This is a genomic window from Stenotrophomonas sp. 05L44_2 (genome assembly GCF_056665995.1).
Genome location: NZ_JBFTNR010000035.1, coordinates 1 through 11,487, shown reverse-complemented (window position 1 = coordinate 11,487; position 11,487 = coordinate 1). Strand labels below are relative to the sequence as shown.

The following is an 11,487-nucleotide window of genomic DNA, read 5'->3' as shown; positions in this document are numbered from 1 at the left end:
CAGCGAGGCTAGGCCCGCTGCACGCGGGGCGGTAGGCGAGGGCAGGGCTGCACGGTGTTGCACGAAAAACACCAATGGCCTGTCACAGCGGCGGATGCTCGCCCGTCTGCCGGGCATGGACACCTCATCCGCCCCGAACCGCGCAGCAGCCTGCCCCGCCAGTGAGCGGGTCTGGCAGGCCTTCCTTGCCGCATTGCACGAACTGCCACCGGACATGCGGGCCGTGCTGTTGCTGCATGACGTGCTGGGCGCGGGCTTTGAAGACATCGCGCCGCTGCTGGGGCTGGAGCTGCCGGCATGCCGCCAGCGACTGGCCCGTGCACGCGCCCACCTGCTTGCCCGACGCGACTTCCAGGAGCCCGGAACACCATGAATGTCATGCCGCAGTTCTGCCTGGCCAGCGACGGCCGCGATTCCCTCACGGCGTCCTTTTCCGCCAGCTATGCCGGGGTCCTGGCATTCATCGCGGTAGCCGCCGAGGGCAGCTTCGCCCGCGCCGGTGATCGCCTCGGCATCGGYCGGTCGGCCGTCAGCCGCAGYGTGCARAAGCTGGAGGGACAACTGGGCGTGCGCCTGTTCCTGCGCACCACGCGCTCGACAACACTCACCCGCGAAGGCGAGCTGTTCCTGGAGGGCTGCAGCCCGGGCGTTGCCAGCATCCTGCAGGCGCTGGACGAAATGCGCGACCTGCGCGAGGGACCACCGCGCGGGCATCTGCGGATCAGTGCGACCCATGGCTTCGGACGACGGGTGATCGCGCCGCTGCTGTCTGCGTTCCGCGCGGAGTATCCAGAGGTCTCTGTGGAGCTGCTGCTGGACGAGCAGGCACCGGACCTGGCCGCCGATCGCATCGATGTAGCGTTCCGCGATGGCGTGCTGGAAGACAGCCAGGTGATCGCCAAGCAGCTGGTGCCGATGCAGCTGGTGGTCTGTGCGTCGCCCGCGTATGTGCAGGCACATGGCCTGGCAGACACCATCGAAGCGTTGTCCAGCCATGCCTGCATCGGTCGACGCCTGCCTGGTGGGCGCCTGCAGCGCTGGGACTTCCGTGTGGACGGCCAGGACGTGAATCTGCAGCCGCCGGCGGAGGTGGTGTTCAATGACGCCGATCTTGTCCTGCAGGCCGTGATCGACGGGCTTGGGGTCGCCCAGTTGCCCAGCTACCAGGTAAGTGATGCGCTGCGCTCAGGCGCTGCAGTGACCTKCCTGGACCGCTACGCGCCTCACGATCGTGGCCACTACCTGTGCTATCTCAGCCGACGCCAGCTGCCCAAGCGGATCCGCGCGTTCATCGATTTCAGCACCCAGCGCATACGCGCGCTGGATCTGGATGTGTTCTCGCACTGGGAAGCGCGGCAGCAGGCGGCAGCGCAGCGCGATTCGGCCCCGACATGGGCATGACCGCATTGGTGCCGATGCGGCAACAGTGCGTGGCCCGCTGCGGATCTACTGCGCCGGCCAATGCGTTCCTAGCATGCAGCCACATCCGAACTTTCCACGCTCCAGGAGACCTGTCATGAAGATCCTCGTCATCGGTGGCACCGGCCGCATCGGCAGCAAGGTGGTCGATCGCCTGCATGCGGCCGGCCATGAGGTCGTCGTCGCTGCACCCTCCACCGGTATCGATGTGCTGAGCGGCGAGGGCCTGGCCGCTGCGATGGCGGGCACCGAGGTAGTGGTCGACCTGGCCAACTCGCCCTCGTTCGAAGATGCGGCGGTGCTGTCGTTCTTCGTGACGGCCGGCCACAACATCCTGGCGGCCGCGGCGCAGGCAGGCGTACGCCATCATGTCGCGCTGTCGGTGGTGGGTACCGACAAGCTGGCGGCCAGCGGCTATTTCCGGGGCAAGATCGCCCAGGAACGCCTGATCCGCGATTCGGGCCTGGCGTACACGATCATCCACTCGACACAGTTCTTCGAGTTCCTGCCGGGCATCCTCCAGGCAGCCGGTGACGGCCAGACCCTGCAGCTGCCGACCGCCGCAGTGCAGCCGATCGCCGCCGAGGATGTAGCCGATGCGGTTGCGCGCATCGCGCTGCAGGCACCAGCCAATGGCGTGGTGGAGATCGCCGGCCCGGAACGCGAATCGATGGCGGTGCTGGCGCAGCGCTTCCTGCAGGCAACCGGTGACGCGCGTGAAGTGGTTGGCGATGCCCAGGCGCGCTACTTCGGTGCGCAGCTGCAGCAGGACACGCTGGTGCCGGTGGGCCAGGCATGGCTCGGCACGATCAGCTTCGAGCGCTGGTTGCAGCAGTCCGGGCTGGCACAGGGCCAGCCGGCCTGATCGGCGGTGGACGCTGACAGCAGGAACCTGCGATGACCGGGCTGAAACCACCTCCGCACACGGTGCTCGACAAGTACCACGGTGATGAGGTGCGCCCGCTGTATACCGGACGGGTGCGGGTCAGCGGTGGCGTGGCACAGCATGGCCGCGCGTCGGGCGTGGTGCGGTCCGATGACGGTGCGCTGTCAGTGGACCTGCGGTTGCCTGCTGAGCTGGGTGGACCCGGTGGCGGTACCAATCCCGAGCAGTTGCTGGCGGCGGGCTACGCCGGCTGCTTCCACGGTGCGATGGTGCTGGTGGCTGCGCGTGCGGGAATGGAACTGGTCGAGCCGAGCATCGAGGTAGCGGTGACGTTCGCGCGAGATCCCGTGGACGGCCTGTACCTGCTGTCGGCCGAGATCGTGGTGTGCCTGCCTGGCATGGACCCGATACGTGCAGCCGAACTGGTGCGCAACACCGAGCGGGTCTGTCCGTACGCGAAGATGTTCCATCGGGGCATCAGCCACGTGGTGCGGGTAGCGGTGGACTAGACATGCGGTGCGGATGATCGGGCAGGTCATTGCCAGGATTCAGATGCGGTGAAGACACCGCGTCGCCCGCGTGAGTGGGTGGGGCGCCGTTGGGCAGCATGATCACCGCATCAATCGATGCTCACCCGCGAACCACACCCGGTCGGCCAGTCTGGGCTCGCAGGCAACGGATTCCACTGTTGCCCTTTTTCCCCCAGAGGAGACTACACATGAGCACCCAGTCCACCATCGAGCATCGCCTCAACGACCTGATCGAGATCGCACGTGATGGCAAGTCCTTCTACGAGGAAGCCGCAACCAAGGTGAAGGATGCCGAGCTGTCGGCATTGTTCGTCCGCATCGCCGGCGTGAAGGGCCGCATCGTGTCCTCGCTGAGCAGTTCGGTGGCCGCTACCGGCGGCAAGCCGGCCGAGCACGGCACCATGGTCGGTTCCATGCAGCAGTTCTACGGCAAGGTGCGCGCGGCCTTCGGTGACACCAACTACGGTTACGTGGCCGAACTTGAAGAGTCCGAGGATCGCCTGCTTGGCGCGTTCAAGGATGTGCTGAAGGACAACGACCTGCCGCCGGCGGTGCGCCAGGAAGTGACCCAGTGGCTGCCGGAAGTGCAGGAATGCCACTCGGTGATGCGCGATCGCAAGCATGCGATGAAGGCTGCCTGATCGCATCCGGCGATCGTCCCCCACATCGCCGCGACCAGGGCAGCCCAGTGCTGCCCTGGTCGTTTCTACGTCTGCCATCTGCGATCAGGCGCGTGGCCTGAGCAGGGCAACGGCCAGGCTGGCAAGCGTCGCTGCTGCGGCGGCAGTCCACAGGGACGTGGCAAAGCCCTGGCTGTAGATCGCCCGCGCCAGATCAACCGGGGCTCCTCGGGTCAGTGCACCGGTGGCGATGGTGTCGGCCAGACGCATGACTTCATCTGCAGGAACGCGTGCTGAGAGTCCGGCGCGGATGCCGACGGTCAGGGCGCTGGAGAGGACCGTGAAGCCGAGCAGGATGCCGACGAAGCGCGTCGTCGCACTGATGCCCGAGGCCATGCCTGCGCGGTCGCGGGGCGCCGAACCGATGATCGCCTTGGATGTTTCGCCGTTGAGGATGCCACCGCCTGCGCCGATGATGACCATCGCCAGCAGCGCCACCGTCGGCTGGTTGTGCCATGCACCGATACCGGCCAGCGCATTGCCGGCGGCAGTGATGGACAGGCCGATGGCCAGCACCATCCCGCTCGACAATCGTCTGCCCAGGCGCCTGCCCACGCTGGGGAACAGCAGCATCGCCGCAGCGAACGGCAGCATGCCGGCGCCCGTGGCCAGCGCACTCAGGCCGACGCCGTTCTGCAGGTACTGCGGCAGCATCGAGGCCATCACCTGCGCACTGACCGCGTAGCCGATCATGGCGATCAGTGCACCGACAAAGCGCGGGCTGGCAAGCAGCCGCAGGTCGACCATCGGATGCCGACGCGTGAGCTCGATGCAGGTGAACAGCGCGGCCATCGCGATGCCCAGGCCCAGGCCGGCCAGGGCCACCGGCGATGTCCATCCCTGCGCGAGTCCTTCCACGAGGAAGAACACGATGCCGAAGATCGCCATGCTGAAGGTGATGATGCCGGGCGGATCGAGCGGGCGTACCAACGTGTCGGCAGTGTCGGGAACCCAGCGGATAGCACCATAGGCCAGGAAGGCGAGGAAGGGCAGGATCGCGATGAACACCGAGCGCCATCCCCACAGCGAGGACAACAGCCCACCGATAAGCGGCGAGAGCACCATCATCATGCCCATTGCCGTGCCCCAGAAGGCCCAGGCATCGTCGCGTTGCTTGCCCTCGTGGAATTCGTGGCCGATCACCGACAGTGATGGGGCCAGCAGGAAAGCGGCACCCACGCCCTGCAACGCTCGGGCCACATACAGCGCACTGGCCGTGGGGGCCAGCGCGCAGGTCAGCGATGAGAGGGCGAACAGTGCGATGCCGATCAGCAGCACGCGCCTGCGGCCATGACGATCGGCGATGGCACCGGCGGGCAGAAGCAGCGAGGTGAAGGTCAGGATGTAGCAGCTGATCACCCATTCGATGTCGGCGAAGTCAGCCTGCAGATCCCGCGCGATGGTCGGCAGGGCGACGGCCACGGCGTTGGTTTCCAGCACCGTCATCGTGCAGCCGAGCGAGGCGATGATCAGGATCCAGTTGGGCGGTCTGCGGCGGGGGAAGAGGGACACCGGGCACTCGGGTGGGGAAGGACGAAGGCCCATTCAAGCAACTTCGACTGTTTGTTTCATTGCCGGTGTTCTTCAAGTACGTTAGGCCAAAGCTAACGAGCCGGCACGCATGGACCGTCGACATCTGCAGTACTACGTCGCACTGGCCGAGGAGCTGCATTTCGGGCGCGCCGCGCTGCGCCTGGGCATCGCCACGCCGACGCTGAGCGTTCAGATCCAGCAGATCGAGCGTCGCCTGGGCACCCCCTTGTTCGACCGCAGTAGGCGCGAGGTCACGCTGACCTCTGCCGGTGCGATCTTCCTGGCCGAAGCACGCAACGTGCTGCGCCAGTTCGAGCAGGCAGAGGCCGTGGGCCGCCGCGCTGGTCGCGGGGAAATCGGCAGGATCGAGATCGGCTACGTAGGTTCGGCGGTCCATGCCGGCGCGCTGCAGGAGCAGTTGCAGCGGTTCCGCAGCGCATCGCCCGACGTGGAGCTGAAGGTCGGCGAATGGCCGATGGCCGACCTGCCGGACCTCCTGCTGGACGGTCGCATCGATGTGGTGTTCTGCCGGCTTCCGATGGAGGTGCCCGATGCGCTCGGTTCGCACATCCTGATCGAAGATCAGTTCTGCGTGGCGTTGCCGGCATCGCATGCGCTGGCCCACGCGGGGGTGCCGGTGCAGCCGGCGCTGCTGGCGAAGGAGGCGTTCATCATGCCGGAGCAGCCCGCCGGCACGCTGGAAGTCGCCCGCCGTGGCGGATTCGTGCCGGACATCCGCTCCCGTCCCGGTCATCTTGTCGCGGTGCTCGCGCAGGTCTCGGTGGGCGATGGCGCCGTGGCGATCGTGCCGTCGGTGCTGCAGCGGACGCTGCTGCTGCCAGGCGTGGTGTATCTGCCTATCGCCGGGCCGGTCATCGCCTCGACTATCGCTGCGCTATACCGTGAACAGGAAACATCGCCAGCGGTCCGCCGGCTCATCGAACAGGTGCGGCGTACCCCCTCCCGGCGCACCGACATGCTGCCCTTGCCCTGAGGCCCTGCCGGACGACGTTGCCGGGCTGCCCCGCAATGGCCTTGCTACACTGGCCGCACTCGATCTTCCACCGGATCATCAGATGAACGGGAACGGTCCGCAGACAGTCCGCTGAGCCGCAACAACGGTACGCACGTTGTTGCGGTGATCTTGTCCTGCGATTTCCACGCACTGGGTTGATCACCGCCGGATTCCCTCCTGAGCGGATGTTTCCCCATGTCTGATCGAAAAGCCCTTCGCTGGGCCCATTCCCTGCCGGGCGCCATCGCATTGATGGCTCCCTTCGACCTCCTGGCTTCGCTGGCCATGGATATCTACCTGCCGGTCGTATCGGCCATGCCGCAGGCACTCGGCACGTCGCCGGCCCTCATCCAGTTGACGCTGAGCCTGTACATGCTCGTGCTGGGGCTGGGCCAGCTGATCTTCGGCCCGCTGTCGGACCGGATCGGGCGACGGCCGGTGCTGCTGATGGGCGCGCTGTTGTTCACGCTGGCGTCGTTCGCGCTGGCCGCGTGCAGCGGTGGTGCGGCATTCCTTGCGTGGCGCGGCGTGCAGGCGATTGGGGCGTCGGCCGCACTGGTGGCCACCTTCGCCACGGTGCGCGACGTGTATGCCGACACGGCCGAGGGCGCCACGCTCTATGGCTTGTTTTCCTCGATGTTGGCGTTCGTGCCGGCGCTCGGTCCGATCCTCGGCGCATTGATCGCCTATACGCTGGGCTGGCGGGCCATTTTCATCGCACTGGGTGTGCTGGGACTGCTGGCGGGTGTACGCGCATGCCGCGGCTGGCAGGAGACACGGCCACCGCAGCATGTCCACGCATCGCCAGCCTTCGCGCGCATCCTCGGCAATGCCGGCTTCTGGGCTCATGCATTGGGATTCAGTGCGGCGATGGGCACGTTCTTCGTGTTTTTCTCGATCGCCCCGCGGGTGCTGATGGGGAGGGCCGGCTATTCGCCGATGGGCTTCAGCCTGGCCTTCGCGACGGTGGCGCTGGTGATGATCGTCACCTCGCGCTTCGCTTCCTGGTTCATCGGGCGATGGGGCATTGGCGGCAGCTTCCTGCGTGGGCTGATGGTGATGATCGGCGGCGCGCTGGTCATGGCGATGACGGCGATGCTGCCGCCATCCTTTGCCAGTGTCGTGTTGCCGATGTGGTTGGTGGCCATCGGCATCGTGATGGTGGCTGCGGTGGCGGCCAACGGTGCGCTGCGCGATTTTGCCGATGCCTCCGGCACGGCAGTGGCGCTGTACTACGCCGTGCAGAGCCTGATCGTGGCAACGCTTGGCACGCTGGCGACGCTGCTGCTGCCGGGCGATACGGTCTGGCCGCTGGTGGCCTTTGGGCTGCTGCTGCCGTCGTTGAGCCTGGGTGGCCTGGTGATGCTGCGACGGTAACTGCGCCCACGCCTCCACTTCCTATCCCGCACACGCGGGTAGGGTGATGCGGCCTGGAGTCACCAGGCCTATCAGGGAGTGATATCGATGCGAGCCATCAGGAAAGCGATCGTTGCTGCAGTGTTTGCACTCGCGTGTACCGGTTCGGTGGCGGTGGCCGGTCCGGTCCAGCCGTGCGACTTCCCGTGCTGGAAGGCCTACCAGGCCTGCGTTTCCGGCGGCGGTGATGCCATGGAGTGCCAGTTCGAATACGATCGCTGTGTCATGGACAGGTGTGGCGCCGTCTGAGGCCTGCATACCGTTCGCAATGGGGGGCCCGATCCAGGGGCCCCTTTTCACCTGGCCGCAGGCACGAAGTCCGCGGTCCTGATCGTCTGGAGCCGCAACATGGCCGTCAAACGTGTCGTCGCCAACATCGCCAGTGCCGATCCTGCGCAGGCGGCCGCATTCTACGGCGACATYCTCGGCATGGACATCGTGATGGACCACGGCTGGATCGTCACCTACGGTGGGCAGGGCACTGCGCTGGCACAGCTCAGCGTTGCCAGCGAAGGCGGATCGGGTACCCCGGTGCCGGATCTTTCGATCGAGGTGGATGATCTGGACGACGTGCTCGAACGCCTGCGACACGCGGACATTGCGCTTGAATATGGCCCGGCCGAAGAGCCATGGGGTGTACGTCGCTTCTACGTGCGCGACCCGTTCGGGCGCCTGTTGAACATCCTCGCCCACACCTAGCCAGCGCGCGCCAGCTCAGCGGCGCTTTCCACTGTGCTGGCAGTGCTGAGTGCTGATCGACGTCGGCCGCACCGCCGGTACGCGGCGCAGTGACCGCAGCATGTCAACGTTGTTGACCGCTGTCAGGTTTGTCGGGCATGTCCTGTTGCTGTTGCTGTTGCTGGCGGCTGCTGGCGTGCCGCGCATGGCCGCCCTCACGGCCGATCGCGGCCATGTGTTGGCGGTCCTGGCTGATCGCTTCACCGCCCTTCCGGCCCGCCACCCGGGCCTCGGCCGGGCTGAACTGGTGCGCATTGCCGGATGCGTGGGCAGCACGTCCCCCTTTGGCCGCGATCGCGCGCTGTTTGTCTTCGTCCATCGAGGCAAAGCCACGATTGCTGTTGCCATTGCGTAAGTTGGTCATTACCGGTCTCCGGTGTGAACATGGGTCGCTGCCATCAGTGACGGTCCCATGTTGCACAGTGCAGGCTAAAGACAGGTCGAAGTGGGCTGTACGAGGCTCACATGGCCTGCGCACGCGTTTGACGACCGGTTACCGTGCAGGAAGCGCCGGGCTCTGCAACCGGTCGTCACGGCAGCCACCCGTGGCGCCCTGGCAAGGGAGAGTCCGAGCGGTTGGCCGGAGGTGGATGGCATGCACAATGTCATCGTCTGCTATCGCCGACGCCATCGTGCATGCCTAGAATCAAGCCATCCCGGTAGGTCCCGGGCGCTGTCGAGTGAATGGATTCAATGAAGATTCTGTTGACCGGAAGTTCCGGGCGGATAGGGCGGGCGATCTTCGGCGCGCTGGCCGCTGCCAATGAGGTGGTGGGGCTGGATCGCAGTCCGTTCGCCACCACGCGCGTCATTGCCGATGTCACCGATCGCCGGGCGCTGGAACGTGCCGTGCAGGGGGTCGACGCGGTGATCCATACCGCGGCCCTGCACGCCCCGCACGTGGGCCTGGTGCCTGACGCGGTGTTCCAGCAGATCAACGTGGAGGCCACCGCGAACCTGCTGCAACTGGCGCGCGAGGCCGGCGTGCAGCGCTTCGTGCTGACCAGTACCACGGCGTTGTACGGCCATGCCGTGGTGTCCGGCGGCTGCCGTTGGATCGACGAGGACACCGAGCCGCTGCCGCGCACGATCTACCACCGCACCAAGCTGCAGGCCGAAGCGTTGGCCGAAGCGGCGGCCAGCGCAACGTTCACCGTGCGCGTGCTGCGGATGGCACGTTGCTTCCCCGAGCCGCCTGACCGCATGGCGATGTTCCGCCTGCACCGTGGTATCGACGCGCGCGACGTGGCCAGCGCGCATGCCGCGCTGCTGCACGATGAAGGCGCGGCCTTCCAGCGTTACCTCGCCTGTGCGCCGACGCCCTTCCGGCGCGAGGACTGCCTGCAGCTGGCCGCCGATCCGCGCCAGGTGCTGGCGCGCCGCGCACCGCAGCTGCTGGCCGAGTTCGAGCGCCGTGGCTGGCCACTGCCGCTCAGCATCGATCGGGTCTATGACAGCAGCCGGATGCGTGCAGCGCTGGGCTGGCAGCCACGTTTCGGTCCGGAGGACGTGCTGCAGCAGTACGCCGCGGGCAGCATCGAGGTCCTGCCCCGTGCGGAGTGGATCCGCGACCGCGTCGCCGAATAGCACAGGCGAGCAGCACAGGCCTGGGTCGACGGCCGCAGCTGAGCGGGTTCAGGTTTTGTGCGTGCGGCGAGCCTCAACCTCGCCCGGCCATGGCCGCTAACCCGGTGCGCGCCTTCCCGCGCCGGGTTCCGATCCGGCGGGCAGGCGGCCCGCGCGACGGATCGCGCATCTGCGCGGTGCCCTGGTGGCACCGGTCGACCTGAACTGCCTGCGGATCCTCCCATGTCTTCTTCCCGTTCCGTCGCTGCCCGTCGCCCCGGCAGCATCGCCCACAAGCTGATGCTGGGCACCGCGGTGATCGCGTTGCTGTGCTTCGGCGCGACCGCGTTCCTGATCTATCACCAGGCCAGTTCGGCGCTGGTGTCGTCCTCGCGGCAGACCATGGCCAGCGAAGCCCGTGCCGAGGCGCGGCAGGTGGCTGCCGACCTGGGTACGGCCTTTGCCAGCAACGATGCGATGGTGGAAACCGTGCTGGCCCAGCGTGCGCGCGGTGATGCCCCTGATCGCGCCAGCCTGGCCAATGTCATCGGCGAGCAGCTGCACGCGCACCCGGAATGGCTGGGCAAGAGCACCATGTGGGAGGCCAATGCCTTCGACGGCAAGGACGCCGAGTTCGTCAACAGCGAGGCGCACGACGCCACCGGCCGCTACATGAGCTACTGGGCCTGGCAGGACGGCAAGCCGCAGCAGTCGACGATGACCGACTACACCGAGACGCCCAGCGGCTCGGGCAACTGGTACATGGTGCCCAGCCGCGACAAGCTGCCGCTGGTCAGCGAACCGTATGCCTACGACATCGGCGGCAAGCAGGTGCTGATGAGCACGCTGAGCACGCCGATCGTCGAGAACGGCACCTTCCTCGGTGTCTTCACCGTCGACTTCTCGCTGGACGCGCTGCAGAAGCACCTGGCCACGCTGACGCCGATGGGCGCCGGCCGCGTCGAACTGCTGTCGCCGAAGGGCGTGGTGCTGGCCTCGGCCGATGCTGCCGAGATCGGCAAGCCGCGTACCGATGCCGCCACCCTCGGCATGCTGGCGCAGATCGCCGCCGACAAGACGTACGAAGCGTTCGAGCCCGACGCTGCCGGCAACGTCCGCCTGTACGTGCCGCTGCAGGTGGGTGACGCGCCGCAGCGTTTCGCGCTGGGCGTGGTGGTGCCGCATGCGGTGATCATCGCGCAGGCCCGCGAGCTGCTGTGGATCATCCTGCTGGTGGGTGTGGTGGCTGCGCTGGTGCTCAGTGGCGGTGTCTACCTGCTGCTGCAGCGCCTGGCCGTGCGACCGCTGGCGCAGGCGGTGCGCATCGCCGGCGACGTGGCTGCGGGCAAGCTGGATACCGCCATGCCGGCGCTGGGCAACGATGAAGTGGGCCGCCTGCTGGACGCCATGCAGGGCATGCGTGGCCAGCTGCAGGCAGTGATGGCCGCACAGGCGGAGATGGCGCGCCGCCATGATGCCGGTGAAATCAGCTACCGCATGGATGCCTCGGTGTTCCCGGGCGAATATGGCCGCATGGTGGCCGACAGCAACCAGCTGGTGGCCGACAGCAATGCGGTCACCCAACGCCTGGTCGAGGTGATGCAGCGCTACGCGGTGGGTGACCTGAGCGTGGACATGGAGGCACTGCCGGGCGAAAAGGCGATATTCACCGCTGCCATGGCAACCACCAAGACCAACCTGGCG

The 11,487-nt window shown here is 66.9% G+C and carries 13 protein-coding genes; 11 read left to right on the top strand and 2 right to left on the bottom strand.

Features of this window, described 5'->3' with window-relative positions:
- The 5 genes from AC1VAN_RS02255 to AC1VAN_RS02235 all read left to right on the top strand — a co-directional run.
- Positions 1–373, top strand: a 373-nt coding sequence (locus AC1VAN_RS02255) for a sigma factor-like helix-turn-helix DNA-binding protein (protein WP_480985189.1), incomplete at its 5' end; no start/stop codon positions are given.
- On the top strand, positions 370–1,401 hold the full coding sequence (locus tag AC1VAN_RS02250) for a LysR family transcriptional regulator (protein ID WP_480985188.1): 1,032 nt from the start codon (positions 370–372) through the stop codon (positions 1,399–1,401). The genes AC1VAN_RS02255 and AC1VAN_RS02250, both read left to right, overlap by 4 nt.
- Before the next feature lie 115 nt (positions 1,402–1,516).
- A complete protein-coding gene (locus tag AC1VAN_RS02245) occupies positions 1,517–2,284 on the top strand; it encodes an SDR family oxidoreductase (protein ID WP_282279403.1) in 768 nt (255 codons plus the stop codon).
- A gap of 32 nt (positions 2,285–2,316) precedes the next feature.
- Complete coding sequence (locus AC1VAN_RS02240) at positions 2,317–2,814, top strand: Ohr family peroxiredoxin (RefSeq protein WP_025879021.1); 498 nt, start codon at positions 2,317–2,319, stop codon at positions 2,812–2,814.
- Positions 2,815–3,023: 209 nt separating this feature from the next.
- On the top strand, positions 3,024–3,476 hold the full coding sequence (locus AC1VAN_RS02235) for a PA2169 family four-helix-bundle protein (protein ID WP_032952113.1): 453 nt from the start codon (positions 3,024–3,026) through the stop codon (positions 3,474–3,476).
- Positions 3,477–3,560: 84 nt separating this feature from the next.
- Here AC1VAN_RS02235 and AC1VAN_RS02230 read toward each other — a convergent pair whose 3' ends face one another.
- The gene (locus AC1VAN_RS02230) at positions 3,561–5,027 is read right to left on the bottom strand and encodes an MFS transporter (protein ID WP_282279402.1); all 1,467 of its coding nucleotides are present in this window, start codon (positions 5,025–5,027) and stop codon (positions 3,561–3,563) included.
- A gap of 109 nt (positions 5,028–5,136) precedes the next feature.
- Here AC1VAN_RS02230 and AC1VAN_RS02225 point away from each other — a divergent pair, with 109 nt between their 5' ends.
- The 4 genes from AC1VAN_RS02225 to AC1VAN_RS02210 all read left to right on the top strand — a co-directional run bounded on the left by AC1VAN_RS02225 (position 5,137) and on the right by AC1VAN_RS02210 (position 8,178).
- Positions 5,137–6,042, top strand: coding sequence for a LysR substrate-binding domain-containing protein (locus tag AC1VAN_RS02225; protein ID WP_032976702.1), 906 nt, complete (start codon positions 5,137–5,139; stop codon positions 6,040–6,042).
- Positions 6,043–6,258: 216 nt separating this feature from the next.
- Positions 6,259–7,440 (top strand): CmlA/FloR family chloramphenicol efflux MFS transporter, encoded by a 1,182-nt coding sequence (cml, locus tag AC1VAN_RS02220; protein ID WP_478013601.1) that lies wholly within the window; start codon positions 6,259–6,261, stop codon positions 7,438–7,440.
- An 87-nt stretch (positions 7,441–7,527) separates the two neighbouring features.
- Positions 7,528–7,728 (top strand): hypothetical protein, encoded by a 201-nt coding sequence (locus tag AC1VAN_RS02215; protein WP_032976704.1) that lies wholly within the window; start codon positions 7,528–7,530, stop codon positions 7,726–7,728.
- 99 nt (positions 7,729–7,827) lie between these two features.
- Positions 7,828–8,178, top strand: coding sequence for a VOC family protein (locus AC1VAN_RS02210; RefSeq protein WP_032976705.1), 351 nt, complete (start codon positions 7,828–7,830; stop codon positions 8,176–8,178).
- Between the two features lie 103 nt (positions 8,179–8,281).
- Here AC1VAN_RS02210 and AC1VAN_RS02205 read toward each other — a convergent pair whose 3' ends face one another.
- The gene (locus tag AC1VAN_RS02205) at positions 8,282–8,581 is read right to left on the bottom strand and encodes a KGG domain-containing protein (protein ID WP_282279400.1); all 300 of its coding nucleotides are present in this window, start codon (positions 8,579–8,581) and stop codon (positions 8,282–8,284) included.
- Positions 8,582–8,910: 329 nt separating this feature from the next.
- Here AC1VAN_RS02205 and AC1VAN_RS02200 point away from each other — a divergent pair, with 329 nt between their 5' ends.
- Both AC1VAN_RS02200 and AC1VAN_RS02195 read left to right on the top strand, forming a co-directional pair.
- On the top strand, positions 8,911–9,804 hold the full coding sequence (locus AC1VAN_RS02200) for an NAD-dependent epimerase/dehydratase family protein (RefSeq protein ID WP_032976707.1): 894 nt from the start codon (positions 8,911–8,913) through the stop codon (positions 9,802–9,804).
- Between the two features lie 222 nt (positions 9,805–10,026).
- A partial coding sequence (locus AC1VAN_RS02195) for a PDC sensor domain-containing protein (RefSeq protein WP_480985187.1) occupies positions 10,027–11,487 on the top strand: 1,461 nt, incomplete at its 3' end.